The organism is Mangrovicoccus ximenensis, from assembly GCF_003056725.1.
GTDB classification, from domain to species: Bacteria; Pseudomonadota; Alphaproteobacteria; order Rhodobacterales; family Rhodobacteraceae; genus Mangrovicoccus; species Mangrovicoccus ximenensis.
Window position 1 is genome coordinate 302,210 of the sequence record NZ_QBKZ01000015.1, and the last position, 25,333, is coordinate 327,542.

General features: G+C 69.2%; 22 protein-coding genes and 5 pseudogenes. 13 read left to right on the forward strand and 14 right to left on the reverse strand.

Annotated features, from left to right (window positions below; translation table 11 throughout):
• The first annotated feature begins 4 nt into the window (after positions 1-4).
• The 4 genes from C7T91_RS17400 to C7T91_RS36035 all read left to right on the forward strand — a co-directional run bounded on the left by C7T91_RS17400 (position 5) and on the right by C7T91_RS36035 (position 3,104).
• A complete protein-coding gene (locus C7T91_RS17400) occupies positions 5-1,372 on the forward strand; it encodes an ammonium transporter (protein ID WP_108260357.1) in 1,368 nt (455 codons plus the stop codon).
• Positions 1,373-1,591: 219 nt separating this feature from the next.
• A complete protein-coding gene (locus tag C7T91_RS36025) occupies positions 1,592-2,116 on the forward strand; it encodes an MFS transporter (protein ID WP_236638300.1) in 525 nt (174 codons plus the stop codon).
• Positions 2,113-2,430, forward strand: coding sequence for a hypothetical protein (locus tag C7T91_RS36030; protein WP_236638301.1), 318 nt, complete (start codon positions 2,113-2,115; stop codon positions 2,428-2,430). The genes C7T91_RS36025 and C7T91_RS36030 overlap by 4 nt, the downstream gene beginning before the upstream one ends.
• Positions 2,406-3,104: an MFS transporter gene (locus tag C7T91_RS36035; protein WP_236638302.1), complete on the forward strand. Its 699-nt coding sequence runs from the start codon at positions 2,406-2,408 to the stop codon at positions 3,102-3,104. The genes C7T91_RS36030 and C7T91_RS36035 overlap by 25 nt, the downstream gene beginning before the upstream one ends.
• 6 nt (positions 3,105-3,110) lie before the next feature.
• Here the strand turns inward: C7T91_RS36035 and C7T91_RS17410 are convergent, their stop codons facing one another.
• The 9 genes and pseudogenes from C7T91_RS17410 to C7T91_RS17450 all read right to left on the reverse strand — a co-directional run bounded on the left by C7T91_RS17410 (position 3,111) and on the right by C7T91_RS17450 (position 14,711).
• Positions 3,111-4,844 carry a calcium-binding protein gene (locus tag C7T91_RS17410; RefSeq protein WP_108260358.1) on the reverse strand — a complete coding sequence of 578 codons (1,734 nt, stop codon included), beginning with the start codon at positions 4,842-4,844 and terminating at the stop codon, positions 3,111-3,113.
• Positions 4,845-5,037: 193 nt separating this feature from the next.
• Positions 5,038-5,112 (reverse strand): annotated as a pseudogene (locus tag C7T91_RS39615) (EF-Tu C-terminal domain-related protein); the annotation flags it as partial.
• Positions 5,111-6,187: pseudogene (locus C7T91_RS36040) on the reverse strand (hypothetical protein); the annotation flags it as partial. The pseudogenes C7T91_RS36040 and C7T91_RS39615, both read right to left, overlap by 2 nt.
• Before the next feature lie 222 nt (positions 6,188-6,409).
• Complete coding sequence (locus C7T91_RS17425) at positions 6,410-8,080, reverse strand: glycoside hydrolase family 13 protein (RefSeq protein ID WP_108260359.1); 1,671 nt, start codon at positions 8,078-8,080, stop codon at positions 6,410-6,412.
• 17 nt (positions 8,081-8,097) lie between these two features.
• Positions 8,098-9,102, reverse strand: a complete 1,005-nt coding sequence (locus C7T91_RS17430; protein WP_108260360.1) for an ABC transporter ATP-binding protein — start codon at positions 9,100-9,102, stop codon at positions 8,098-8,100.
• Positions 9,103-9,119: 17 nt separating this feature from the next.
• Complete coding sequence (locus C7T91_RS17435; RefSeq protein WP_108260361.1) at positions 9,120-9,953, reverse strand: carbohydrate ABC transporter permease; 834 nt, start codon at positions 9,951-9,953, stop codon at positions 9,120-9,122.
• Positions 9,950-10,936 (reverse strand): carbohydrate ABC transporter permease, encoded by a 987-nt coding sequence (locus C7T91_RS17440; RefSeq protein ID WP_108260362.1) that lies wholly within the window; start codon positions 10,934-10,936, stop codon positions 9,950-9,952. The genes C7T91_RS17435 and C7T91_RS17440 overlap by 4 nt, the downstream gene beginning before the upstream one ends.
• Positions 10,933-13,338 (reverse strand): ligase-associated DNA damage response DEXH box helicase, encoded by a 2,406-nt coding sequence (locus C7T91_RS17445; RefSeq protein ID WP_407943306.1) that lies wholly within the window; start codon positions 13,336-13,338, stop codon positions 10,933-10,935. The genes C7T91_RS17440 and C7T91_RS17445 overlap by 4 nt, the downstream gene beginning before the upstream one ends.
• A gap of 14 nt (positions 13,339-13,352) precedes the next feature.
• Positions 13,353-14,711, reverse strand: a complete 1,359-nt coding sequence (locus tag C7T91_RS17450; protein WP_145962925.1) for a DNA repair protein RecN — start codon at positions 14,709-14,711, stop codon at positions 13,353-13,355.
• Positions 14,712-14,731: 20 nt separating this feature from the next.
• Here C7T91_RS17450 and C7T91_RS39620 point away from each other — a divergent pair.
• Positions 14,732-15,496: pseudogene (locus tag C7T91_RS39620) on the forward strand (tannase/feruloyl esterase family alpha/beta hydrolase); the annotation flags it as partial.
• 51 nt (positions 15,497-15,547) lie between these two features.
• Here C7T91_RS39620 and C7T91_RS36045 read toward each other — a convergent pair.
• On the reverse strand, positions 15,548-16,012 hold the full coding sequence (locus C7T91_RS36045; RefSeq protein ID WP_236638304.1) for a DUF4384 domain-containing protein: 465 nt from the start codon (positions 16,010-16,012) through the stop codon (positions 15,548-15,550).
• 50 nt (positions 16,013-16,062) lie between these two features.
• On the opposite strand from C7T91_RS36045, the gene C7T91_RS32695 reads away from it, so the two are divergent.
• From C7T91_RS32695 to C7T91_RS17470, 4 genes are all read left to right on the forward strand, one after another.
• Positions 16,063-16,239: a hypothetical protein gene (locus C7T91_RS32695; RefSeq protein WP_161555961.1), complete on the forward strand. Its 177-nt coding sequence runs from the start codon at positions 16,063-16,065 to the stop codon at positions 16,237-16,239.
• 16 nt (positions 16,240-16,255) lie between these two features.
• Entirely contained in the window at positions 16,256-16,558 is a 303-nt protein-coding gene (locus tag C7T91_RS17460) for an urease subunit gamma (protein WP_108260365.1), read from the forward strand.
• A 283-nt stretch (positions 16,559-16,841) separates the two neighbouring features.
• The gene (locus C7T91_RS17465; protein WP_108260366.1) at positions 16,842-17,150 is read left to right on the forward strand and encodes an urease subunit beta; all 309 of its coding nucleotides are present in this window, start codon (positions 16,842-16,844) and stop codon (positions 17,148-17,150) included.
• 53 nt (positions 17,151-17,203) lie between these two features.
• Positions 17,204-17,557 (forward strand): hypothetical protein, encoded by a 354-nt coding sequence (locus tag C7T91_RS17470; RefSeq protein ID WP_145962926.1) that lies wholly within the window; start codon positions 17,204-17,206, stop codon positions 17,555-17,557.
• A gap of 1,183 nt (positions 17,558-18,740) precedes the next feature.
• On the opposite strand, the gene dnaN is transcribed toward C7T91_RS17470, so the two are convergent.
• The gene (gene dnaN, locus C7T91_RS17475) at positions 18,741-19,859 is read right to left on the reverse strand and encodes a DNA polymerase III subunit beta (protein ID WP_108260368.1); all 1,119 of its coding nucleotides are present in this window, start codon (positions 19,857-19,859) and stop codon (positions 18,741-18,743) included.
• Positions 19,860-19,998: 139 nt separating this feature from the next.
• Positions 19,999-21,114: pseudogene (gene dnaA, locus C7T91_RS17480) on the reverse strand (chromosomal replication initiator protein DnaA); the annotation flags it as partial.
• A 43-nt stretch (positions 21,115-21,157) separates the two neighbouring features.
• Between dnaA and C7T91_RS17485 the strand changes: the two are divergent.
• The 3 genes from C7T91_RS17485 to C7T91_RS17495 all read left to right on the forward strand — a co-directional run bounded on the left by C7T91_RS17485 (position 21,158) and on the right by C7T91_RS17495 (position 22,733).
• Complete coding sequence (locus tag C7T91_RS17485) at positions 21,158-21,559, forward strand: FadR/GntR family transcriptional regulator (protein ID WP_161555963.1); 402 nt, start codon at positions 21,158-21,160, stop codon at positions 21,557-21,559.
• Positions 21,556-22,068, forward strand: coding sequence for a flavin reductase family protein (locus C7T91_RS17490; protein ID WP_161555965.1), 513 nt, complete (start codon positions 21,556-21,558; stop codon positions 22,066-22,068). Before C7T91_RS17485 ends, C7T91_RS17490 begins: the two co-directional genes overlap by 4 nt.
• 116 nt (positions 22,069-22,184) lie before the next feature.
• Positions 22,185-22,733, forward strand: coding sequence for an RNA polymerase sigma factor (locus tag C7T91_RS17495; protein WP_108260370.1), 549 nt, complete (start codon positions 22,185-22,187; stop codon positions 22,731-22,733).
• On the opposite strand, the gene C7T91_RS37945 is transcribed toward C7T91_RS17495, so the two are convergent.
• Both C7T91_RS37945 and C7T91_RS17500 read right to left on the reverse strand, forming a co-directional pair.
• Positions 22,734-22,859, reverse strand: coding sequence for a hypothetical protein (locus C7T91_RS37945; RefSeq protein ID WP_269102265.1), 126 nt, complete (start codon positions 22,857-22,859; stop codon positions 22,734-22,736).
• Between the two features lie 148 nt (positions 22,860-23,007).
• Positions 23,008-23,424, reverse strand: a pseudogene (locus C7T91_RS17500) (transposase); the annotation flags it as partial.
• Between the two features lie 1,590 nt (positions 23,425-25,014).
• Here C7T91_RS17500 and C7T91_RS39625 point away from each other — a divergent pair.
• On the forward strand, positions 25,015-25,281 hold the full coding sequence (locus C7T91_RS39625; protein WP_407943307.1) for a hypothetical protein: 267 nt from the start codon (positions 25,015-25,017) through the stop codon (positions 25,279-25,281).
• The last annotated feature ends 52 nt before the right edge of the window (positions 25,282-25,333 follow it).

Genomic DNA, 25,333 nt, shown 5'->3' on the forward strand with positions numbered 1-25,333 from the left:
TGAAATGAAACTCAACAAAACCCTGCTGGTGGCGGCCGCTGCTGCGCTTGCCCTGCCCGCGATCGGGTATGCCCAGGAGGCCGCCGAGGCCGTCGAAGCAGCCGCCCCGACCGGCGAGGCAACCGATCAGGTGAAGTTCATCCTGACCTCCGTCCTCTTCCTGGTCGGCGGCTTCCTGGTCATGTTCATGGCCGCGGGCTTCGCCATGCTCGAAGCGGGCCTCGTCCGCTCCAAGAACGTCACGATGCAGTGCCTGAAGAACGTCGCGCTCTTCGCCATCGCCGGCATCATGTACTACCTGATCGGCTACAACCTGATGTACCCGCTGGGCGACTGGGCGATCGAGGGCTACTTCTCGGCGCTGTTCCCGGCCGTGGCCGTTCTTGAGCCCGTCGGCGTCGCCGTCGATGCGGTCGACGACCTGGCCTATGCCTCCACCGGCTCGGACTACTTCTTCCAGCTGATGTTCTGCGCAACCACCGCCTCGATCGTCTCCGGCACCCTGGCCGAGCGCATCAAGCTGTGGCCGTTCCTGATCTTCACGGCCGTCCTGACCGGCTTCATCTACCCGCTGACCGCCTCCTGGCAGTGGGGCGGCGGCTTCCTGTCCGAGATGGGCTTCTCCGACTTCGCCGGCTCGACGGTCGTGCATGCCTGCGGCGGCGCAGCAGCGCTGGCAGGCGTCCTGATCCTCGGCCCGCGCATCGGCAAGTACGACTCGGCCGGCCGCACCATCCCGATGCCGGGCAACAACCTGACCCTCGCCACCCTCGGGACCTTCATCCTGTGGCTCGGCTGGTTCGGCTTCAACGGCGGCTCGCAGCTCGCCATGGGCACCGTCTCCGACGTGGCCGACGTGTCGCGCATCTTCGCCAACACCAACACCGCAGCAGCAGGCGGCGCGCTGGCAGCCCTGATCATGACCACGGTCCTCTACCGCAAGCCGGACCTGACCATGGTGCTGAACGGCGCGCTGGCCGGCCTCGTGTCGATCACCGCGGAACCGCTGGCCCCGGGCCTCGGCACCGCAACCCTGATCGGCGCCATCGGCGGCATCCTCTGCACGCTGGTCGTCCCGATGCTCGACAAGATGAAGATCGACGACGTCGTCGGCGCCATCCCGGTGCACTTCGTCTGCGGCTTCTGGGGCACCCTGGTGGTTCCGTTCACCAACTCGGACGCCAACTACGTGACCCAGCTGACCGGCTTCCTCTCCATCACCGTCTTCACCTTCGTGGCCTCCGGCATCGTCTGGCTGATCCTGAAGGGCGTGATGGGCATCCGCGCGCCGGAAGAGGACGAGATCGAGGGCCTCGACATGGCGGAACTCGGCATGGAAGCCTATCCGGAATTCGGCCGCGCCGGCGCATAAGCGTCCCGCGTCCCCTGAACGACGAAGGGCCGCCCTCCGGGGCGGCCCTTCTGCTTTGCAGCGCCCAATGCGGCGGGCGCGGCGCGCGTCCCGTCCGGCACGGCCCGCAGGCCGCGCGGGTGCGGATCGCCCTGCCCGCCGGGGCGTCGGCGGACGGGCGGCTGCGCACCGGGCGCTCCACCGTCGTCCCGGTCGATGCCCGCACCGGGTCCTGACGCCATGAACGCCCCCGAGGAGCCGATCCCGGTGCGCCGGATCCTCGCTTTCGCGGCGATGATCTTCGGCATGGTCATGGCGATCCTCGGCATCCAGATCGTCGCCGCCTCGCTGCCGGAAATCCAGGCCGGGCTCGGCGCATCCGCCGACGAGATCAGCTGGGTGCAGACCTCCTACCTGATCGCCGAAGTGATCATGATCCCGCTCTCGGGATTCCTCGGGCGGGTGATGTCGACGCGCCTCCTGTTCACCGTCTCGGCGCTCGGCTTCGCGGCGGCCAGCTTCCTCTGCGCCACCGCGCAGACCATCGACCAGATGATCGTCTGCCGCGCGGCGCAGGGCTTCATCGGCGGCGGCACGATCCCGTCGGTCTTCGCTGCCGCCTACACGATCTTCCCGGCTTCGAAACGCTCGGTCACCTCGCCGCTGATCGGGCTGATCGCCACGCTGGCGCCAACCGTCGGCCCGACCGCCGGCGGCTATCTTTCCGACGGTTTTCCTGGCACTGGCTGTTCCTCGTCAACGTGATCCCCGGCATCTGCGTCGCCGTCGCGACCTTCCTGCTCGTGGATTTCGACGAGCCCGACTGGACCGGGCTGGCGGCGATGCCCGCCTTCCGCGGCGCGATGGGATTCGCGCTGGAGGAAGGCCCTGCAAATGACTGGATGCAGGACGAGATCGTCGTCCTCGCCGTCGCGGTGATGTGCGCGGGCAGCGTGCTGTTCTTCTGGCGGGCGCTGAACCGCGGCGAGCCAGCGGTCGACCTCACGGCCTTCGGCGACCGCAACTTCGCGAGGGGGCCGCTGTTTCCTTCGTCATGGGCAGCGGGCTCTACGGCATGACCTGTCTCTGCCCGCTCTACCTGGCGCAGATCCGCGGCTATGACAGCCTGATGATCGGCGAGGCGGCCTTCATCTCGGGGCTGGCGATGTTCCTGACCGCGCCGCTGGCGGGGGTCCTGTCCTCGAATCCCGACCCGAGGGTGATGATGGGCCTCGGCTTCGCGGCCAGCTCGCACCTGCTGACCGGGCTGACCGCGGACTGGGGTTTCAACGAGCTGCTGCTGCCGCAGATCCTGCGCGGCGTGTTACTGATGCTGTGCATGGTGCCGATCAACAACCTCGCGCTCGGCACGCTGCCGCCCGACAAGCTGAAGAGCGCCTCGGGCCTGTTCAACCTGACGCGCAACCTCGGCGGCGCCGTGGGGCTGGCCGTGATCAACACCGTGCTGAGCCACCGCCGCGCCTTCCATTGCGGGCGGCTGGCCGAGCATGTCACCTGGTCGAACCCCGAGGCGCTGGCACAGCTCAATGCGATGGCGGCGAACAATGCCGCGCACGGACTGGATGCCCGCACCGCGGCGCTGTCGCAGATTCAGGGCATCGTCCTTGGACAGGCCGGCGTGATGTCCTTCATCGACGTCTTCCCGCTCTTCACCTTCCTGTTCCCTGGCCTCGCGGCGATGACGCTGATGATGCAGAAGCCGGGGGAGCGCAAATCCGCCCCCGCGCATTGAGCCGGGTCAGAGCGCGAGCAGCACGTCGTCCTCCGACAGGGCCATGCGGACGAGGATCTCGACCGTGTAGCCGTCATAGGTGATCTCGGCGCCCCAGTCGTTGCCGAGCGAGACCGCCGCGCCAGCCGGCAGCTGGCTGAGGTCGAGAAGGTCGATGCCGGGCTCGAAATCGGTGATCGTCATCGAGCCGTCGCGGGTGACCGGGATCGAGAAGACGAAGACATCCGCACCCTCGCCGCCGGTCATGCGGGCGTTGTAGCCGCCGCAGAGCGTGTCGTCGCCCGCCTCGCCATGCAGCTGGTCATGGCCCTCGAAATAGGCGACATGGCCCATCTCGGCCGCGACCAGCAGATCGTCGCCTTCGCCGCCGCGCAGCATGTCGTAGCCGTAGCCGCTGGCCACATGCAGCGTGTCGTTGCCGGTGCCGCCTTCGAGCGTGTCGTCGCCATGGCCGCCCTCGAGGCTGTCATTGCCGTCCGCGCCGTCGATCCGGTCGTCGCCGCCGCCGCCATCGACGACATTCGCGCGGCCGTCCCCGGCCAGCGTGTCGTCGCCCGAGCCGCCGGTCAGGTTCTCGATCGCCGAGACCTTGTCCCGTCCGTACCTGCCGCTGGCCTGGACCGAGGTGATGGCCAGCGAGAAGGCCACGCCGTAGCGGTCGGTCTGGAAAGTGTAGGTATCGGTGCCGAGCCCGCCGCGGATCACGTCATTGCCCGCATCGGCGAAGATCAGGTCGTCGCTGGCGCCGCCGAAGATGCGGTCGTCCCCGTCGTCGCCGCGCAGCGTGTCGTTGCCGAGGCGGCCGAACATGCGGTCATTGCCCTCGCCGCCCCAGACATTGTCATGGCCCATGCCGGCCACGATCTCGTCATCGCCCTCGCCGCCGCTGAGCCAGTCGCCCCCCGCGCTGCCCATCAGCGTGTCGTTGCCCGTCCCGCCGATGAGCGTGTCGCGGCCGTTGAAGCCGAACAGGAAATCGTCGCCCTCGTCGCCCGACAGCGCGTCGGCACCCAGCCCGCCCATGATGTCGTCATCGCCCGGCCCGCCGCTGATCACGTCGGACCGGAAGCCGCCGAAGATCCGGTCATTGCCCTCGCCGCCCTTGATGCTGTCGGCGCCTTCGTCGCCGGAAATATCGTCGTCATCCTCGCCGCCCTCGATCCAGTCAGGGCCGAGCCCGCCATGGATCGTGTCCCGTCCGGCCCCGCCGATCAGCGTGTCGATGCCCTTCTGGCCCATGATCAGGTCGTCGCCGCGGCCGCCGTCGACATGGTCCGAGCCGATGCCGCCGTCGATCGTGTCCTGGCCGATGCCGCCCAGCACGGTGTCCTCGCCCAGCCCGGCAAAGATCACGTCGTCGCCGCCGAAGCCCTGAAGCGAATCCGCCAGGTCGGTGCCGGTCATCTCGTCGGCCTCGCGGAACAGGTACTCCTCCAGCACCTGCAGCATGCCCAGGCCGCCATGGTCGTGGATCGGCGTGTAGCCGAAGGCGAAAGCATCGAGGAAGCTGCCGGTCACGGTGTAGATGTCGACGCCGCTCTCGCTGACGGTGAAGCTGGCCGCGGTGCCGATCGGCAGCACATAGCCCGGAAAATACTGGTAGGAGAAGCTGCCCTGGATCAGCACCTGCCGGGTGCCGTCGGCATAGCCGAAGAGCGTCGGCGCCATATGGGTGATGTTGACCGGCAGATCCGCGGCGACGGGATACCGGAAGACGGACAGATAGCGGGCCTGGGCCATGCGAGCCTCCCTGGAATGCGCGTTCCGAGGGTGCCGCGGATTTTCCTAAGATAGTCCCTATTCCCGCCCGCTCCCGGCCGGAAATTTACCTTGAATTGTCTCGGTCTCGCGCGCCCGGAACGCAAAAGGCCCCGGCAATGCCGGGGCCTTTCGGAAACCTGTCCGCTCCGCAGAGCAGCGGCGATCGCCGAGATTACTCGATGATCTTGGAGACGACGCCTGCGCCGACGGTGCGGCCGCCTTCGCGGATGGCGAAGCGCCAGCCGTTCGACCGCGGCCTGCTCGCCGGGAATGTCGGCGCCGGTATGGGCCAGCGCCTCGGCCATCGCCCAGGGCGCCAGCGGCGGCAGCCTGAGCACCCGGCAGCGGGAGCGGATCGTCGGCAGCAGCCGTCCGGGCTGGTGGCTGACGAGGATCAGCACCGTGTCCTTCGGCGGCTCCTCGAGCAGTTTCAGAAGCGCGTTGGCGGCGGAGGTGTTCATCTCGTCGGCGGCATCGACGATCACCACGCGGGCGCCGCCATCGGCGGCGGACATCGAGAGGAACCGCTTCAGCGCGCGCACCGCATCGACCGGGATCTCGGCCTTCAGCCGCCCGGTCTTCTCGTCGAAGGGACGGCGCAGCAGGCTCAGCCGCGGCTCGGACAGCGCGGCGATGCGGCGGGCGACCGGGTGGTCCGGGTCGACATGGAGATCGGCGGGCACCGGCTCGGGGCCGAACATGCCGCCGTCCGGGTCGCGCGACAGGATCGGCAGGGTCCATTCGACCAGGTCCGGCGAGGTGGCGAAGCCGATGGCGCCGCCCTCGTTCGGCTCCGCCCGGCCGGGCACGCGGGCGGTGAAGTACATCAGCCAGCCGCCGCCTTCGGGATCGGGCATCACCCAGGGGTCGCGCATCGCCCGGTCGGGCCAATGGCCGGCGGCGTGTTCCGCCTCGTAATGCACCGCCGCAGGGCCGGTCAGGTCGAGGCACATCCCGCTGCCCACCCGCTCCCAGGCGTGCAGGTCGCGGCTGACCGCGTGGCCGATGCGCTGCCAGAGCCCGCCTTCGGCCCGGTCGCAGCCGGTATAGAACAGGTGGTGCAGCCCGTCCGGTCCGGTGACGACCGAGCCGGTCCAGGTTGCCATGCTGTCGAAGCCGGTCTGCTGCGGCGCGAGCGAGGTGCCCAGGTAGCTCCAGCTCTTCAGGTCGTCGCTGACCGCATGGCCCTGGGAGACGTTGAAATGGCGCAGCTCGGGATCGCCGAGCGCGCGGTCGGCCTGCAGGAACCAGGCATGCCAGCGCCCGTCCTGCTGCAGGTACCAGCTGTCCCAGATCCATTTGCCGTCGAGTGTCAGGGGCATGCGATCCCTCCTTTCCCTGCGGTTGCCGGGGCCGGCGCAATGGCCGCCCCCGTGTCCTGCCCAGACCGGACCGAGGTCACAGCCGTTCGCCCTCGATCACCCACATGGTCGCGGGCCAGGACAGCGGCAGGGCGATCCCGGCCTCCATCAGGCTGCGGCCGGTCAGCTCCAGCGGGCCGGAGGCGAGCGGCTGGGCGCCCCGGCTCTGCNGGCGAACTCCGTTCACATGGTGCCGGGACAGAGGAGCGCGAAGCTCTCATACGGGGCAAGCTCCATCCGGGTTCCGAGCGCGGCGCGCGGCGCGTGGCTGGCGAGCAGGCAGCGCCCGGTCCCCTGCATCTCCTGCGGCACCTCGAACACCGCAGGCTCGGCGGAGAAATTCGCGATCACCGCCAGCCGCTCGCCCTCGAGTTCGCGCTGATAGGCGAAGACCTGGGGATGGTCCGGCGCGACGGGGCGGTAGCGGCCATGGACGATCACCGGAAGTTCGCGGCGCAGCGCGATGAGGCGGCGGTAATGCGCGAGAATCCCGCCGGGATCGGCCTGTTCGGCGGCCACGTTGATCGCGGCATGGTTCGGATTGACCCCGATCCAGGGCGTGCCCGCGGTGAAGCCCGCCTGGCTGGCTGCGCTCCATTGCATCGGCGTGCGGGAATTGTCGCGGCCATTGCTGTTGGCGCCCGCGATGAAGGCCTCGGGGGACATGCCGCGCGCCATCGCCGCTTCGTAATGCCCGAGCGTCTCCACGTCGCGGAACTCGCCGATGTCGGAGAAGGCGGCATTGGTCATGCCGATCTCCTCGCCCTGGTAGACGAAGGGCGTGCCCTTCATCAGGTGCGTGACCGTGGCCAGCATCTTGGCGGCCGCGACCCGGAGCGGTCCGTCGCAGCCATATTTCGACACCTGGCGCGGCAGGTCGTGATTTCCGAGGAAGAGCGCGTTCCAGCCATCCCGCCCCAGCGTCTCCTGCCAGCCGTCGAGCACCGCGCGGAAGCGGCCGAGATCGAAGGGTTTCGGCTGCCACTTGCCGTGCTCGGGGTCCCAGCCCTCGACCACGTGGTTGAACTGGAACACCATGTCGAGCTCGGCCCGGCCGCGCCCGCAATAGAGCAGTGCGGTATCGCGGCTGACCGACCAGCTTTCGCCGATCGCGAGCAGGTCGCGCCCGGCCAGCACCTCGCGGTGCATCTCCTGCAGGAAGCCGTGCAGATGCGGGCCTTCCTCGAAGATGCCGGCATCGACGTCCTTGCCGATCAGGCTGATCACGTCCATCCGGAACCCGGCGATGCCGCGGTCGAGCCACCAGCGCATCATGTCGTGGATCTCGCGGCGGAGCTCCGGGTTCTGCCAGTTCAGGTCCGGCTGGCCGGGGCTGAAATAGCCCAGATACCAGCGCCCGGTTTCCGGCACATAGGTCCAGGCGGAGCCGCCGAAGCAGGCCTGAAGATCGCTCGGCGGGCCGCCATCCGGGGCGGGGTCGCGCCAGATGTAGTAGTCATGCTCGGGCGCTTCGCGCGAGCGGCAGGCGGCGCGGAACCAGGCGTGTTCGTCCGAGCTGTGATTGACCACAAGATCCATCACGATGCCGATGCCGCGCGCCCGGGCTTCGGCCACCAGCCGGTCGAAATCTTCGAGCGTGCCGAATTCCGGGGCGATGCCGCGGTAATCCGAGATGTCGTAGCCGTTGTCGCGCATCGGCGAGCGGTAGACCGGCGAGAGCCAGATGAAGCCAATCCCCAGCTCTTCGAGGTAGTCGAGCTTCGAGAGGATGCCGGGAATGTCGCCGATGCCGTCGCCGTTGCTGTCGGCGAAGCTGCGCGGATAGATCTGGTAGCCGGTGGCGGCGTGCCACCAGCGCGTCGCGTCCTTCAGGGGGGGCGGATCATGCAGCATGGGGTGTCCTCCGGGGCTCAGTGCAGCGGCAGGCCGCCGCCATCGAAACGGTGCAGGTGCTCGGGGCGGGGGCGCAGGCCCAGGGTTTCGCCGAGCGCCACGGCGCGGCGTCCCTCGCGGCGGACGACGACCGGCTCCTCCGCGCCGACATCGACATAGAGATAGGTGTCGGAGCCCAGATCCTCGGCATGGACGACCGTCCCGGTCCAGAGCGCGCCTTCGGCGGTGATGTCGACATGCTCGGGGCGGATGCCCAGCGTGCGGCAGCCGAAGTCTCCCGCGACCTCGCCGGTCAGCAGGTTCATCTTGGGCGAGCCGATGAAGCCCGCGACGAAGGTGGAATTGGGCTTCTCGTAGAGCTCGGCCGGGGTGCCGACCTGTTCCACCTTGCCGTCGCGCAGCACGCAGATCCGGTCCGCCAGCGTCATCGCCTCCACCTGGTCATGGGTGACATACACCATGGTGGTCTGCTCCATCTCGTGATGCAGCTTGGCGATTTCCAGGCGGGTGGCGACGCGCAGCGCGGCATCGAGATTGGACAGCGGCTCGTCGAACAGGAAGACCCGCGGATCGCGGCAGATGGCGCGGCCGATGGCGACGCGCTGGCGCTGCCCGCCCGACAGCTGCCGCGGCAGCCGGTCGAGCAGATGGCCGATCTGCAGCATTTCGGCCGCCTTCTCCACGCGCGCGCGGATCGCCGCCTTGCCGGATTTAGCGAGCTTCATGCCGAAGGCCATGTTCTCGTAGACGGTCATGTGCGGATAGAGCGCGTAGGACTGGAACACCATCGCGATGCCGCGGTCCGAGGGCACCTTGGAATTCATCCGCGCGCCGTCGAACATCAGGTCGCCCGAGCTGATGCTGGTCAGTCCCGAGATCAGCCGCAGCAGCGTGGATTTCCCGCATCCCGAGGGGCCGACGAAGACCATGAACTCGCCCGCGCGGATTTCGAGGTCGACGCCCTTGATCACCTCGGCGGCGCCGTAGGATTTGCGGATGTCGTTGAGCTGGATATGTGCCATGTTTCGGGTCTCCCGGTTCAGCCCTTGACCCCGCCGGCCGTCAGGCCCGCGACGATCTTGCGCTGGAAGATGAGGACGAGGACGATCAGCGGAACGGTGACGATCACCGACGCCGCCATGATGGTGCCCCAGGGGGTTTCGAACTGCGACGCTCCGGACAGCAGCGCGATGGCGACCGGCACCGTCCGGGTGGTTTCCGAGGCGGTGAAGGTCAGTGCGAAGAGGAACTCGTTCCAGGCGCCGATGAAGGCCAGCAGGCCGGTGGTGACCAGCGCAGGCCACAGAAGCGGCAGGAAGACCTGGGTGATCACCACCCAGGGCGAGGCGCCGTCGACGATGGCGGCCTCCTCGATCTCGACCGGCAGGTCGCGCATGAAGGTGGTCAGCACCCAGACGGTGAAGGGCAGGGTGAAGATCGTGTAGCTGAGGATCATCGCCCAGGGCGTGTTGAAGAGGCCGAGGAAGCGGACCATTTCGAAAAGCCCCGACAGGACCGCGATCTGCGGGAACATCGACACCGCGAGGATGGTCATCAGCAGGAGCCCCCGGCCGCGGAACCGCACCCGCGACAGCGCATAGGCGGCAGTGACCGCGAGGAGCAGCGAGGCGCCGACCGTCGCCGTGGCGATGAAGACCGAGTTCAGCACATTCCGCGGAAAGGCCTGCTGGCCGAGCACCGCGAGATAGTTGCCGAAATCGAAGCCCTGCGGCAGGTAGTTCACCTCGAAGAGCGCGGTGCCGGTCTCGAAGCTGGTGATGACGGCGTAGTAGAAGGGAAAGACCGAGACGGTCACGATGGTTGCCACGGCCAGCGCGAAACCGGCCTTCTTCGTCATGTCGAGCGCGGTCATGCCGGTTTCCTCCCGCCGAGATCCACCTTGCCGAGCCATATGTAAAGGCTCACGAAAACCGCGATCAGCGCGAAGAGCAGCGTCGACTGCGCCGAGCCATAGGCGAACTTGTCGAATTCGATCAGGTTTTCGCGGCTGAGGATCGACATGGTCTTGGTGGCCGAGGAATTCGGCGTCAGCACATAGACCAGGTCGAACATGCGCAGCGCGTCGAGCATCCGGAAGATCACCGCCACCATCAGCGCCGGGCGCACCAGCGGCAGGGTCACGCGGAAGAACACCTTGACCGGGTGGACGCCGTCGACCTTCGCCGCCTCGTAGATGTCACGCGGCACCATCTGCAGCCCGGCGAGGCAAAGCAGCGCCATGAAGGGCGTGGTCTTCCACACATCGACCAGGATCACCGCCGCCATCGCCGTCTCGGCATTGGCGGTCCAGGCGATCTTCTCCGAGATCAGCCCGGCGCGCAGCATCATGTCGTTGAGGATGCCGAACTGGTCGTTGAGCATCCAGCCCCACATCTTGGCCGAGACGATGGTCGGGATCGCCCAGGGGATCAGGATCGCCGCCCGCACGAGGCCGCGCATCGGGAAGCGGACATTCAGCACCAGCGCCACCATCAGCCCCAGCACGGTTTCCAGCGACACCGAGATCGCGGCGAAGCGGACCGTGTTCCAGACCGCGTTCCACCAGGCCGGATCGGCCAGCGTGCCGCGCCAGACGGCGCGGCCCGAGGAGAGCTGGCGGTAGCTCAGGTAGTTGTCGAAGCCGACCCAGCGGCCGTCATAGAGGCTGGTCAGCGTGGTGTCGGTGAAGGAGAAATAGATCGAGCGGGCCAGCGGCCAGGCGGCGACGCAGACCAGCATGGCCAGCATCGGGGCGAGGAACCAGAAGGCGGCGCGGCGGCGGCGGGCCTCGAGATCGGGCTCCTGCCGCAGGGCCCTCGGGCGGGCCTGTGTCAGGGGGGCGGTCATGTCGGTCATGGGGTCTCCCGGGACTGTCGCCCGGCCGGGTCCATCGCCCGCGCCGCCTGTTGCTCCATCAGCCGGTCGCGTCCGGCGCCGTCGACGGGCACGCGGCCCGCTTCCAGGAACAGCGGCGCGGCCAGCGGCGTGATCCGGCCGAGCCGAACATGGTCGATCCGCCCGCCGATCCGCGCCAGCATCTCCTCGATCCGGCCGAAATCGACGAGGCCCTTCAGCGCCTCTTCGCGCGTGATCTGCATCAGCAGGTGGTCCGGGTCGTATTTCCTGAGCGTGTCATAGAGGATGTCGGTCGAGAAGGTCGCCTGCCGTCCGGTCTTGCGGCTGCCCGGATGGTTGCGCTCGATCAGCCCGGCAATGGTGGCGACGGAGCGGAAGGTCCGCTTCATCACCGCATTGCCCCGGAGCCAGGTCTCGAACCCCTCGCGCAGGTTTCCGGCGGCGAAGAGCGGCGCCGGATCCTCGAGCGGCTCCAGCCCCCAGATCAGCACGGCATAGTCGCTGGCAACGAAGCCCAGCGGCGCCAGCCCGAGGCTTTCCATCCGCTGCGTCGCCAGCAGCCCCAGCGTCTGCATCGCGTTGCGGCCTGCGAAGCCGTAGATGCAGGCATGGTGCCGTCCGTCATGCGGGAAGCTCTCGACCAGCAGCCGGTCGCGCCGCGGCATCTGCGAGACCTCGGCCTGCAGCCGCAGCCAGTCGGCGGTATGGCCGGGCAGGGCGGGCCAGTCCTGCTGCGCCAGCATGGCGAGGATACGGTCCGACAATTGCGTCGAGGTGGCGAATTTGGTGCCGCCGAAGACCGCGACCTTGGGCTCGCGGCCTTTCTCGCGGCTGACCTCGACTGTCATCTCGCGCAGCCCCTCGTAGCGCACCACCTGGCCGCCCATCAGGAAGCTGTCGCCCTGGGTCAGCGTCGCGGCGAAGGCCTCCTCCACCTCGCCCAGGCTTGGCCCGCGGCCGCGCATCCGCACCTTGACCAGATCGCTGTCCTGGATCGTGCCGAGATTCATCCGGATGAGCTTCGCCGCGCGCGGATCGCGCAGCCCCCAGCGGCCGTCGTCGCGCTGCTTCAGCCGCTGCCAGCGGTCATAGGCGCGGAAGGCGTAGCCGCCGGTGGCGCAGAAATCGAGGCAGGCGTCGAAATCCTCCCGGCTCAGACCCGCATAGGCCCCGGCCTGCGTGACTTCGGCATAGAGGTCGTCCGCATGGAAATCTCCGGCGCAGGCGGCGATCAGGATATGCTGGCAAAGCACGTCCTTCGGTCCCGGCCCGCGCGGATCGCCGTCGAGGTCGCGGGCCGCGGCCGCCTCCAGCGCCGCCTGGCATTCGACCACCTCGAAGCGGTTGGCAGGCACCAGCAGCGCCTTCGACGGCGCGTTGTAGCGGTGGTTGGCGCGGCCGATCCGCTGCACCAGCCGCTTGACGTTCTTCGGCGCGCCGATCTGGATCACCAGATCGACATCGCCCCAGTCGATGCCGAGATCGAGCGAGCCGGTGCAGACCACGGCGCGCAGGGCGCCCTCGGCCATCGCCGCCTCGACCTTCTGCCGCTGCTCGCGGGCGAGGCTGCCGTGATGGATGCCGATCGGCAGCCCGTCGGCATTCTGCAGCCAGAGCTCGCGGAAGAAGATCTCGGCCTGCGCGCGGGTGTTGTGGAAGATCAGCGTGGTGCGGTGGCGCTTCACCTCTTCGAGCACCTGGCGGATGGCGTAGCGCCCGCCGCCCCCCGCCCAGGGCGGCGGCTCGGGCAGCGCCATCATCGCGATATCCGGCTCGGGACCGGGATCCGCCGTCAGGACGGGGCAGGGATCGGGATGGCGGGCGAGGAAGCGCGCCAGCGCGGGCGGGTCCTCCACCGTTGCCGAGAGGCCGACCCGGCGCAGCCCGGGGCACAGCGCCTGCAGCCGCGACAGCGCAAGCATCAGCTGGTCGCCGCGCTTCGATGCGGCCAGCGCATGGATCTCGTCGAGCACGATGCGCTGCAGCCCGGCGAAGATCCGCGGCGCATCCGGATAGGAGATCATCAGCGCCAGGCTTTCCGGCGTGGTCAGCAGGATATGCGGCGGGTCGGCGCGCTGCCGCCGCCTGGCCGTGTAGCTGGTATCGCCGGTGCGGTCCTCCACCCGGATCGCGGCGCCGCTGCCCGCGATCGGGGCTTCGAGATTGCGGCGGATATCGGCGGCCAGCGCCTTCAGCGGCGAGACATAGAGTGTATGCAGCCCCGGTCCGGGCGCGGGGCCGAGCTCGGCCAGCGTCGGCAGGAACCCGGCCAGCGTCTTGCCTCCCCCGGTCGGCGCGATCAGGAGCTGCGCAGGCAGGTCCTTGGCCGCCAGCATCCCGGCCTGGTGGGGATGCAGCGTCCAGCCACGCGCGGCCATCCAGCGGGCGATATGATCGGGCATCTCTGTCACGCCCCTCAGGTAGTCCGCAGCGGCGGCTCCGGCCAGAGGCGGCGGCAACCGAAAATTAGCGGCGCCCGGTCATGCTGGGGCGGTCCTTGCGAACGAGGTCCGCCGTGCCCGCCCCGACCCTGTCCCAGCCGCCCTTCCACCTGCGCTATCCCAAGCCGCTGGTGGTCGATCTCGATCACGGGCTGCTGGCGGTGCCCGAGGCGCAGCTGGCGGCGCCCGATCCGGCGGATCTGCGCATCAACCGTCCGGCGCTGGAGCTTCTCCGGCTCTGGCGGCGGTTCCGCGGGCAGGCCGAGCTCCTGACATCCCTGCCGCAGGACTGGGCACTCTGGCTCTGCGAGGCTCTGGGACTGCGCGCTGCCGTGACCTGCACCGGACGGCGGGCCCAGGACATGGCGACCCTGGCGATGAAGCATCACGGCATGCGCAGTTTCGCCTTTCTCGGCGCGGCATCGACGGCGCAGCTGGTCGGCCCCTATGCACAGCGGATCTGGCTGGTCGGAGACGGCCGCGGGCTCAGGGACCGGATGCGCAGCATGGGCGTGCCGCTGGCGATGCTGGACAGTGGCGACACCGTCGCGATGCGCGATCTGGTCGGCCGGGGGCGCTCGGGCTGGACCTTGCCCGAAGCCAAGCCGCTCTCGCCGCTCTCCATCGAAGCCAACCAGCGCTACCACCCCTGAGCGCTGGCCCTGCGCCGGGGGCTCCGCGACAAGGGCGGGTTGCGCGGGTTCTGTCGGGCGCTCTTCGGCCGCCGCAACCTGGGCGGCCGCCGCGTCCTGGGCAGAGGCCAAGTCTTCCTGCGCGGCTTCCTGCATCGCGGTCAGCTCGGCGGCGGAGGCGGCGGAGATGTCGGTCAGGCGCTGTTCCAGCCCGTCCGCATCCTCGCGCTGCTGCGCCAGGATGGCCCGCAGCTCCTCGAGCTGCCGCTCATAGGAATCGAACGCCGCGCGGGCGGTGTCGGAGCTTTCCACCAGCGGGCGCTGCTCGACCGCCACGAGGCGCTGGTCGACCTCGGCAAGCCGCTGGTCCAGCCCGCCGATCCGCTCGCCGAAGCTGGCCAGGCGCGAATCGACATTGCCCATCGCGGTGGCAACGGTCTCCATCTGGTCCCGCGCGCCCGAGAGGGTTTCGTTGACGGACCCGAGCGTGCCCGAGACCGACTCCTGCAGCCCGCCGAGGGTCGAGACCAGCTCTTCGAACTGGCCGGACATGCTGCCGAACTCGCCGGACAGCCCGCTCGCGACATTGCCGACGGCGGCTTCGACCGAGCCGGCATTGTCGGTCTCGAGCTGGCCGAGACGTGCCTCGACCTGTTCCAGCTGGGCCGCGACCGGGTCCTTGCCGAGGCCGGTCATCGCCATCCAGTCGACCTTGATGAACTGTGCGGCGCCGAAGCCGACCAGCGCGGCGAGAACGCCGCCGAAGACGGTCGAGAAGACGCCGCCGCCATGGGACGGCGCCGGAGCCGGGGCCGCCGCGGGGGCTGCCGCTGCAGGCCGGCGCCTGCCTCGCGCCGGAGAAGCTCGCGGCGCTCGAGGCCGTGCTCGACGGGCCGCGCGGACCGGTCGGCGCGCCGCTCTATGCGGAGTGGTCCTGGGATGCCGGGATCGAAGCGAAAGACTGGCGGATGTGGAAGCTGGAAAGCCCGATCCCGGCCTGGGGCCACCGGCCGGTCATCGCAACCATGGGGGCGGCCTCGCTGGCCCGCGTCTTCACCGTGCCGCCGAGCGAGGTCGGGGGGACCCCCGAGGCGCTCGAGGCCTTCCTGATGGTCTTCGACCTCGCTGCGGAAGCAGGCCGGATCCATGCCGTCTCGGACGCCTTCCCGGAAAGCCCGATGGCGCTGATGACGCCGCCCGGCTCGGACGACCCCGAGCTAGCGGCCTTCCGCGAGGCGGGCGGGAAGATGATCCTGTTCCACGGCGTGTCGGACCCGGTCTTCTCGGTCAATGACACCGCGGACTGGCATGCGAAGCTCGACAGGAACAATGGCTTCGCGGCGGCGGAGTTCGCGCGTTTCCATCCGGTGCCCGGGATGACCCATTGCACCGGCGGCCCGGCCGCCGACGGGTTCGACCTGTTCGCCGCGCTCGAAGCCTGGGTCGAGGAAGGCCGCGCGCCCGAGGCCGTCGAAGCCACCGCCCGCGCGGGGAATGACGAACTGCCCGCCGGGCTTGCCCCCGGCGGCCGGGCCGGGCTAGCGCTCGGTCACCAGGATCGCGCTGTCCAGCCGGTAGCCGCCGCTCCCGCCCTCCGCCACGGCCGCCGCCAGCGCATCGGCATAGCTCTCGGCGGATTCCGTGACCGGCCGCAGCTCGCCGAAAATCCGGTCCGGCGTCCAGAGCACCAAAAGCTTCGACTTGCCCAGCACGCTGTCATCCACCGAGAAGGCGATCACCCCCTCGGCCTGCGCCCGCGCCGCCGGATAGGCGACGCGCAGCCAGCCGTCCTCGGCCTCGCCGCGCAGCTCCGCCACCGCGTTTTCCGGCCGCACCCGGTTCGGCAGCAAGTGAAACACCAGCCCCTTCACATCGACGATCGACACCCAGAGATAGCCGTCCGACACCCCTTCGGGCAGGCGGATGTCGATCACCGGATTGTCGCCGACATGGTAGACGCCGGAGGGGTTCTCGGAGCCGGTGCCGCCGAAGCCGAACCGCACCGCGCCGCCGCCCGGCGCCGGCGCTGATCGCGCCGCATGCGCCCGATCTCGTGACCCGCGTTCTGCCGCTCTGCGAGGCGCCCGGCATCCGCGCCGCGGCCTCCGGCTGGGACGGCAAGCTGGTGCTGCGCGCCCTCGCGGCCAAGCCATTCGACCTGCGCCGCTGGATGGCGCGGGTTCTCGACGAATTGCGGGGCCAGCCCTTGCCCCGCGTCTGGACGATCTGAAGAAGGACGGAACGACATGAACCTGACCCCCCGCGAAAAGGACAAGCTGCTGGTCAGCCTCGCCGCGATGGTCGCCCGCAACCGGCTGGAGCGGGGGGTGAAGCTCAACCACCCCGAGGCCATCGCGCTGATCACCGACTACGTGGTCGAGGGCGCGCGCGACGGCCGCTCGGTCGCCGACCTGATGGAAGCGGGCGCCCATGTCGTCACCGCCGAGCAGTGCATGGAGGGCATCCCCGAGATGATCCATGACGTTCAGGTGGAGGCGACCTTCCCGGACGGCACCAAGCTGGTGACCGTCCATCACCCGATCCGCTGAGCCCGGGTTCGCGACCAAGTAACGCTGCAGAAATGGCGCCACCCATTCGCTTTCGGCTATTCTTTGGGCAGAGCTCCGTTTAGTTTGGGCCTGCGCATCGCCGGACTGGAAGCAGGCAGCGGTTTCGCGAAGGTAATATGGACAGGGCGGCAGCAACGGCCGGCCTGTCCCGGAGGCCGCCGCCCCCGTGCAGGGGCGCACCTCCGCAGAGACATGCGCCGCCGGCGCAGGGGATAACGGGACCGGCCGAGACGCCGGACCGGCAGAGAACGGAGAGCTCCGCATGATTCCTGGAGAAGTGATGACCGCCGACGGCGACATCACCCTGAACGATGGCGCAGACGTCACCGAGCTGGAGGTTGCCAATGCCGGCGACCGTCCGGTCCAGGTCGGCAGCCACTATCATTTCGCCGAAACCAATGCCGCGCTGCAGTTCGACCGCGCCGCGGCGCGCGGCAAGCGGCTGGACATCGCGGCCGGCACCGCCGTGCGCTTCGAGCCGGGCCAGAGCCGGACCGTGACGCTCGTGCCGCTGTCGGGCGCGCGCAAGGTCTACGGGTTCAACCAGGCCGTGATGGGGGCGCTTGACTGATGTTCTTGAATATGTGCTCTGGCAAGCCGGCCAAACTTGGAGTCTGGGGAGACATGCAGAAACAATTCGTGACACCGATGGACATGTGGCGCAACGGCATGGAGCTGTGGCTCCGTTCTGCCGAGGCGCAGATGGACATGACCATGAAGATGATGAGCGCCTGCACCGCCTGGGATATCGGGCTGACCGCCGCGCGCCAGCTGAGGGAAGAGGCGGCCAAGCCCGCCCCGAAGGCGAAGGTCGCCGCAGCGAAGCCCGCGCCTGCCGCGGCAGCGCCCAAAGCCGAAAAGCCGGTCCTGAAGGCCGTGCCGAGCACGCCGAAACCGGCAGGCACGCCGGTGGCGCGCCGCCCAGGTGTTCCCGCGCGGCCTCCCTGGGCAAGTCCGTCGGCCCGGAGGGGGCTCTGACCTTCAGCGGGCTGAGATGAGCGGCAGGCGCCGTTGCGTCCGCCCTGGAGGCAATCCGGTTCGCCTCCGCGCCCGGATGCCGCGCGTCGCGCCGGCCAAGACGCGCGCCATGCGTTCGCCCATTTGGCCGTGCATTGCGCCGCATGTCCTGCGAGAGCGACGCTGACAGGCGGATGCCGGTCGACGGCCCGATCCGCGAGTTCGGCCCGTTCAACCGCCCGGGCTTGCCATGGTCATGGCCCGGCGGCGGGCTGTCCTCTGGACCTTGAGCAACATGGCAAGGATCATGACGGTTCGTGCCTCCCGGCCTGACGAGGCCAGCCCGTCCGCGATCCCGGAAAAAGGGCCATGCGGCTCCGGCGGAGCGTCTCCGAGGCATCCGCGGCGGCGCTGCGCCTTGTCAGGCATGTGGAGCCTAGCCCTGCTGGTGGGGCCCGGCCACAGCCCCGGCAAACGCCTGATGGCCTGCGAGCTGCGCCAGCCGGACCGGTCAGCGTGCCCCTGCCGGATACCGGGCGCCCAAAATGGTAGCGGCTTCACCGGGGCCTGGCATGGAGCGTTGCGGTCAGTTTGCCGGCTGCGCGGCGGCCAGTGGCGCCCGGATCGGTGGCGCCGCAGGCCGGAGGGTCGGAAATGCGGCGCATGGTGGGGGCGAACGCGGCTGGGGTACATCAGGCCATGCCGGGCGCTGGCCAATCTGGTGCATTGCATCGCGGTCCGGACCAGGTCCGCAACCGGGTCCGCCAAGAGGCGGAGGGATGTGAAGGCCGCCCAAGGAGGGAAGCGGTCGGCTCGCTTCGGAGAAGGCCGCGTCCTGCAGGGCGCGGCGCCAGCCGTGACGGCTCCCGGAAGGTCGTGGTCCAAGCCGTGCGCGCCACCTGTGACAGTCCAAGGTGGCGCGCTCGCCTTGGACAGCGGGCCGTTGGCGCCGATCTGCTTCTGGCCGCGGTTGCAGAGAACCCGGTGGATGCCGACCGCGCCGGTTTCGGCATGGGGCAGGCCGGTGCCTGTTCTCCGGGCGCGGCCATCGGGGCGGGCGCGGCCGGTCTTGGGCGGAGCGCAGGGATTGGTCCCGGAGGGCAGCTTTGCCTGCTACGGTCCCAAGGGGGATGGCCGCGCTCCCGCAGGGCCAAAAAAAACCGCGCCTCCGGGGCGCGGTTCGGAATTTCGGGGTGGGGCGGCGTCAGACCCGCATCGGCATCACGACATACACGGCGGAGGTGTCGGAGCCTTCGCGCATCAGGGTCGGATCGCCGGAGCTGTTGAACATGAAGACGGCATTCTCGCGGTCGACCTGGGAGGCGATCTCCAGCAGGTATTTCGCGTTGAAGCCGATCTCCAGCTTCTCGTCGCCATAGGCCACGGCCAGCTCTTCCTCGGCGGCGCCGCTGTCGGGGGCGTTGACCGACAGGACCAGCCGGTCCTCGTCCATGCTGAGCTTCACGGCGCGCGAGCGCTCGGAAGACACGGTGGCGACGCGGTCGACGGCCTTGGCGAAATCCTTGGCATCGACTTCCAGCCGCTTCGGGTTGTTGGCCGGAATCACCCGCGTGTAGTCCGGGAAGGTGCCGTCGATGACCTTGGAGGTCAACGTCACGTCGGGCGTGGCGAAGCGCACCTTGGTTTCAGAGACCGAGACCTCGATCTCCGCCTCGTCCTCGTCAAGCAGCTTGCGCAGTTCGCCCACGGTCTTGCGCGGCACGATCACGCCCGGCATTTCCTCGGCGCCCGAGGGCAGCTCCGCGTCGATCCGGGCCAGCCGGTGGCCGTCGGTGGCGACGCAGCGCAGCACGCGGCCCTCCTCGGATTCGGCGACATGCATGTAGACGCCGTTGAGGTAGTAGCGGGTCTCCTCGGTGGAGATCGCGAATTTCGATTTGTCGAACAGGCGGCGCAGCACCTCGGCCTTCACCGTGAAGGTCGAGCTGTACTGGCTCGACGGCATCACCGGGAAGTCTTCCTTCGGCAGGGTGTTCAGCTGGAACTGCGACCGGCCGGCTTCCACCGTGACGATGTTCGAGGACGGGTCGGCATTCAGCGTCACCAGCGCGCCGTCGGGCAGCTTGCGGACGATTTCATGCAGGGTCACGGCCGAGACGGTGGTCGAGCCGGCCCGCTCCACCATGGCGGGGGCCTTGTCGACGACTTCGATGTCGAGATCGGTCGCGCGGAAGGTGACGTCGGCGCCCTCGGCCTCGATCAGCACGTTGCCGAGGATCGGAATCGTGTTGCGCCGCTCGACGACGGACTGTGCCTGGGAGACCGCGCGAAGCAGTGCGGCACGTTCGATGCTGATCCTCATGGCGCGCAACCTTTTCCGGTGGGACGGGATTGCGACACTATCCTAACGGCCCGTCGGCTCAAGCCCTTTTCGGCCGGTTTTACAGGCGCTAACGCCGAATGCCCGCGGATGCGGCAGAATGACCACACCGCTGCGGGCGTCAGGCCTCGAGCGAGCGGCGCAGCAGCTCCAGATCGTCGGCGATCTGGGTGTCCTTCTCCTTCAGTTCCTCGATGCGCTTCACGCCATGCATGATCGTGGTGTGGTCGCGCCCGCCGAAGCGGCGGCCGATTTCCGGGAGGCTGCGGGTGGTCATGTACTTGCACAGGTACATGGCGATCTGGCGCGGCCGGGCGACGGTGCGCACGCGGGTCGGGCCGATCATTTCGGAGAGGCGGATGTTGTAGTGCTCGGCCACGCGGCGCTGGATCTCGTCGATCGAGACCTTGCGCTCGGAGGCGCGCAGGATGTCCGCCAGGCAGTCCTGGGTCATCGCCATGTCGATCTTGCGGCCGACCAGCGAGGCCATCGCGAAGAGCCGCATCAGCGCGCCTTCGAGCACGCGGACATTGGTGCTGATCCGGTGGGCGAGGAACTCCAGAACGCCGTTCTCGATCGAGAGCTGCGGATACTGCTCCGCATAGGCTTCGACCTTCTGCTGCAGGATGCCGAGGCGCAGCTCGTAATCGGTCGGGTGCAGGTCGACGACGAGGCCGGATTGGAGCCGCGACACGATGCGGTTCTCCATGTCCGACATCTCGGTCGGGGTGCGGTCGCCGGAGATGACGATCTGCTTGTTCTGGTCCACGAGCGCGTTGAACGTGTGGAAGAACTCCTCCTGGGTGGAGTCCTTGCCGGCGATGAACTGGACGTCATCGACCATCAGCACGTCGACCGAGCGGAACAGCTGCTTGAAATCCATCATCTGCTTTTCGCGCAGCGCCTGCACGAAGCGGTACATGAACTGCTCGGCCGACAGGAACAGGATGTTCAGGTCGGGCTGCTGCTGGCGCATGTGCCAGGCGATGGCGTGCATCAGGTGGGTCTTGCCGAGGCCGACGCCGCCATAGAGGAACAGCGGGTTGAAGGTCACGGGACCGCCCTCGGCGACGCGGCGCGCGGCGGCATGGGCCAGCTCGTTCGGCTTGCCGACCACGAAGGTGTCGAAGGTGTAGCGCGCATCCAGCGCGGCGCCGTGGACATCGGTGCCGTTCAGCGAACCGCGCGGACGGGCAGGCGCGGTCTCGGCCGGGGCAGCGGCGGGGCGCAGCGGGCGCCAGAAGCTCGCCGAGCTGACCAGCCCGGCCGAGGTCTGGGAGGTGCGCCTGCTCATCGAACCCGAGATCGCCCGGCTGGCCGCGGTGCGCGGCACCCCGGCCGAGATCGACGCCATCCTCGCCGCCCATGCCGCGGCCGAGCCCGGCGTCTTCGATCTCGAACATGACATCGCCTTCCACGGCGCGGTTGCCGCCGCCTGCCACAATGCGCTGGCGGCCAACCTCTTGGCGCAGATCCTGGAACTGACCCGGGACGAGGCGTTCCGGACGCGCCTGCCCGCCTATACCGACGAAACCGGCTGGCGCCATCACGACCAGATTGCCGCCGCCATCCGCGACCGCCATGCCGCCGAAGCAGAACGGGTGATGCGCACCCATCTGTCGGCGATCCTGACATGGCTCAACGGCGGCAGCGCCGCGACAGACAGAGAGGACCCAAGATGACCGATCACATCCCGCCCGTCGATGCCGCCGCCTTCCGCGCGGCGATGCGCCTGCCCGCCACCGCCGTCACGGTGATCGCGACCGGCGAGGGCGACGCGCGCCAGGGCCTGACGGCTTCGGCAGTCTGTTCGCTTTCGGATGCCCCGCCGATGATCCTCGCCTGCATCAACCGCAACAGCAAGGTCCTGCCCGCGATCCGCGCCAATGGATGCTTCTCGGCGAATTTCCTGACCGAGGCGCAAAGCGCCGTCGCCGCACGCTTTGCCGGGATGACCAAGGTCTATGGCGCAGAGCGCTTCGCGGGCGGGGCCTGGTCCCGGCTCGCGACGGGGGCGCCGGTGCTCGAGGACGCGCTTTCGGTCTTCGACTGCCATCTCGACTGCGAGCACGACTCGCCCACCCATGCCATCCTGATCGGCCGCGTCGCCGCGATCCGGCAGGACGACAGCGCCCGCAGCCTGGTCTATACTTCCGGCACCTTCAGCTATCCCGCCGCCCTCTCGGCCTGATCCGGCGGGGGCGGGGCGGCGGCCCGGGCCATGCGGCATGCGGCTATTTGCCAAGCGGGCCCCGCAGGGGGTATGCGCTTGGCAGGAACCACCTGCAACCGGGATGACCGACCGCCATGGCTGTGCCGCCCCCCGAGGAAGACAGGACGCTGCTCGCGGGCGCGGCCCGCGGCGACCGCGACGCGATGCGCCGCCTCTATGCGCGCCATCACGACGCGCTATACGCCTTCCTGCGCCTGCGCTGCGGCAATGACGCGACCGCGATGGACGTTCTGCAGGAGGCGATGCTCGAAGTCTGGCGGAGCGCCCCGAAATTCGCCGGGAAAAGCAGCGTGCGGACCTGGATCTTCGCGATCGCGCGCAACAAGCTCTCGGACCAGTGGCGCCGCTCCTCGCGCCTGTCCTATGTCGAGGATGTCCCCGAAAGCGCCGATGACGCGCCGGATGCGGTTGCGGTGATCGGCGCTGCGCAGGACGCCTCGAAACTGCGCGCCTGCCTTGCCAAGCTGAAGAAGGCGCAGCTGGCGGTGATCCGCCTCGCCTTCTACGACGAGCTGCCCTATGACGAGATCGCCGAGATCGAGGGCATTCCCGCAGGCACCGTCAAGACCCGGATCTTCCACGCCAAGCGGGCGCTGATGCATTGCCTGGGGAGGCGCGCCTGATCAGGGGCGCGAGACCGCGGCAACCAGGTCGGGCCGTGCGGCAAGGGAGGCTTCGGCCGCTGACCGCGCCGCCTCGTCCGCGAAGCCCAGCGTGTAGAGCCCGATCGCGCTCGGGCCATCGACCACCTTGGCTCCGGCAGCTTGCAGCAGCGCGGTGCCGCCTCCGCGGTCGCTCCTGCATCGAAAGCCACCTGCAGGACCGGGCCGTCGGGCGTCGCGCCCATCGCGGCGCCATCGGTCCGAGCCCGATGGGTGACGGCGCATCCGCTGGCAACTCGCCAGCAACGGTGCCGAGGTCCCCGTTCTCGGGGCTCTGGGCCAGAAGGTCCGGCAGCACGGGGCTGTCGCCCTCTCGGCCGGACGTGAACTCCGCCGCCCGGATGTCGTCGGTGGCCGGGTCCATCGCCAGATGGACCTTGCGGTCCCGGCGTCGCCGCTGCGTGCCGTGCTTCCTGGCCAGCCATTCTCCGTCACCAAGGAACTTGATGCCGGAGCTGTCCACGCGGAGGCTGAGCGGGCCCTGTGCCCGGCGCGACGAAAGCTGGACCGCGATTGCTCGACGGGCCTTCGCGGCCCCACTGGGGCCACGGGCCGTCACGCATTGACGGCGGCAGAGCGTGGAGACATCAGGCATCGGCCAGTCCAGCCCTGCCACCTGGAGGATTCTGGCGACCATTCCGCCGCGCCGTCGCCCATCGGGCTCGAACCGGTGGCGCCACGATGGACAACTCACTCGGACCGATGGCGTTCCCGTGGCTCGATCTGCCGGATCAGCAAGCCGAACAGGACCGTCACCGTGAGGCAGACCCGGATGGCATTCGCCGGGGAGGGCTCCGCCCGTCGGGCCCTCAGGGGGTCCGCCCGTTCCCTCCCCAAACTGTCCGCCGGGACAGTTTGCCTTCCGCAGAGGACCGGAGCGAACCCCGCCGGAGGATTTGCCGCCTGCGCGGACCGGACCGGACTCGCCCTGACCGCCTGCGGGTCCTGCTCATTCAGGGAACACCGGCAGACGCCCCGGCTTGCCGCCTTCAGGGCGCGCCAGGTCTATCCTTGTCCAGCCAGGCCAGGTCCGGACTTCGTGATGCAAGGCCATGAGCCCGCCGGATTGCAAAAGGGGAGTCCCGCCCCCCTTAGGAACGCGCGGCAATGCAGGTCCTCAGGGCGCGCGGCATCGCCTGATCTCACCGGCTCGTGACTGGCCGGGCGGAGACGGCTCGCGCATGATCGCGCCATGATCACCAGACGCGCCACGCTCCTCGCCCTGCCCGCCCTCCTCGCCGCGCCGCGGCTTTCCGCGCAATCCGCCTGGGACGCCGCCGCCGAACGAGCCGCGGGGCTCGGACAGCTCCATGCGATCCTGATCGCACAGCCGTCGCTGCGGACGGCATCTGCCGTGTCGCGGCCCTCCGCCGGGATATGGAGGCTGCGGAGGAACGCGGGCTGCGGCCCCGCCCCAGGCATGGGCGGCCCTCGAGCTCCGCCAAGACCCTCTTGACAGCTTGATGCGCCGGAGCGGGGCATCTTCGTCCGGCACGACGCAATCGCGCCGAAGCGGCAATCGGCCCTGCATCGCAATGTGCCGCAGCGTGCCGGGCCGCGGCCCGGCCCGGTCGCACGCCGCAGGTTTCCGAAGCGGGAAGCCCGGAGCATATCCGGCGAGGCAACGGGCACAATCTCGCCCGAGTGAGGGAAAAATTTCCCCGGACGAGTTAAGGCTCTTCGATTTCCGGAGCGCCAGGCTCCGGAACATGGCGGCGCCGGGTGGCACTTGCCATATGTGTCCCAAGGACGGGGTACGGGCCCACAGATGACGGCGGCCATGTCGCACCGCCGCTCCGGGCCGCGTGGCGATCGGCGGGGGCGCCTGGTTCCCCGACGTGAGCAGACATCGCTCCGGAAGAGCCCGGACACGGGACTGGGCATCAGCGCCATCGCCCCCCATGAGGCCGATAAACCGCAGCGCGTGCCGAGCGCCCCCCGGCTCAGCGGCACCCGCCTGCTCCGCGGCTTCCGCGGCTTGGGCAGACCGAGGACTGCCACACGGCCGTCATCGCTTTCCTCCGCAGAATCCGGGCGGCGCTTCCACAGGCATTCAAGCGGCGGTCCGGGATGGAGGACGCGGTCGGTGCTGCCGAGACGATCTTCCCGGGAACGCTCGGCCGTGCCGAATGCCCAGGCGGCAGGCGCAGGCAAGGTCGCCGAGTCCGCCGGGGAAAAGCGATCCTTCCGGAGCAAGGAGTGCCGGACGAGCGGCATTGTCCGCGAAGTCCGGCAGGCTTCGATGGTCGGTCGTGTCTCGGAGGTGGCGGAAATTGGATGGCGGGGCAATCTCCGGGTGAACGGACACCCGCCCAGCCGGCGGCGGCAACCGCCAGGGTACGCGCTGGCGCGCGGCTATGGCGGCCAGGTCGTGGCGGTGGTGCCGGACCTCGCGCTGTCGGTGGTGATCACCTCGGACCCGACGCGCCCGGCGCGCAGCCAGGGCTATTTCGGCGATTTGATGGCGCTTTTCGCCGACACGGTGCTGCCCGCCGCCCGCGCCGCCTGAGACGGCTTGACCCCGGCAGGCCGCAGCGCCAGTTTCCGCGCCGGAGAGCCAG

Excerpts from the sequence above, each read along its gene's own strand:
- C7T91_RS39625 (WP_407943307.1), top strand. The coding sequence starts at position 25,015 with ATGGTCGGTCGTGTCTCGGAGGTGGCGGAAATTGGATGGCGGGGCAAT.
- C7T91_RS17445 (WP_407943306.1), bottom strand. The coding sequence starts at position 13,338 with ATGCCCGATCATATCGCCCGCTGGATGGCCGCGCGTGGCTGGACGCTG.
- C7T91_RS36025 (WP_236638300.1), top strand. The coding sequence starts at position 1,592 with ATGAACGCCCCCGAGGAGCCGATCCCGGTGCGCCGGATCCTCGCTTTC.
- C7T91_RS17495 (WP_108260370.1), top strand. The coding sequence starts at position 22,185 with ATGGCTGTGCCGCCCCCCGAGGAAGACAGGACGCTGCTCGCGGGCGCG.
- C7T91_RS17425 (WP_108260359.1), bottom strand. The coding sequence starts at position 8,080 with ATGCTGCATGATCCGCCCCCCCTGAAGGACGCGACGCGCTGGTGGCAC.
- C7T91_RS17400 (WP_108260357.1), top strand. The coding sequence starts at position 5 with ATGAAACTCAACAAAACCCTGCTGGTGGCGGCCGCTGCTGCGCTTGCC.
- C7T91_RS17450 (WP_145962925.1), bottom strand. The coding sequence starts at position 14,711 with ATGGCGATGACCGGCCTCGGCAAGGACCCGGTCGCGGCCCAGCTGGAA.
- C7T91_RS17470 (WP_145962926.1), top strand. The coding sequence starts at position 17,204 with ATGCAGAAACAATTCGTGACACCGATGGACATGTGGCGCAACGGCATG.
- C7T91_RS17410 (WP_108260358.1), bottom strand. The coding sequence starts at position 4,844 with ATGGCCCAGGCCCGCTATCTGTCCGTCTTCCGGTATCCCGTCGCCGCG.
- dnaN (WP_108260368.1), bottom strand. The coding sequence starts at position 19,859 with ATGAGGATCAGCATCGAACGTGCCGCACTGCTTCGCGCGGTCTCCCAG.
- C7T91_RS17465 (WP_108260366.1), top strand. The coding sequence starts at position 16,842 with ATGATTCCTGGAGAAGTGATGACCGCCGACGGCGACATCACCCTGAAC.
- C7T91_RS17490 (WP_161555965.1), top strand. The coding sequence starts at position 21,556 with ATGACCGATCACATCCCGCCCGTCGATGCCGCCGCCTTCCGCGCGGCG.
- C7T91_RS17435 (WP_108260361.1), bottom strand. The coding sequence starts at position 9,953 with ATGACCGCGCTCGACATGACGAAGAAGGCCGGTTTCGCGCTGGCCGTG.
- C7T91_RS17430 (WP_108260360.1), bottom strand. The coding sequence starts at position 9,102 with ATGGCACATATCCAGCTCAACGACATCCGCAAATCCTACGGCGCCGCC.
- C7T91_RS17440 (WP_108260362.1), bottom strand. The coding sequence starts at position 10,936 with ATGACCGACATGACCGCCCCCCTGACACAGGCCCGCCCGAGGGCCCTG.
- C7T91_RS36035 (WP_236638302.1), top strand. The coding sequence starts at position 2,406 with ATGGGCAGCGGGCTCTACGGCATGACCTGTCTCTGCCCGCTCTACCTG.
- C7T91_RS17460 (WP_108260365.1), top strand. The coding sequence starts at position 16,256 with ATGAACCTGACCCCCCGCGAAAAGGACAAGCTGCTGGTCAGCCTCGCC.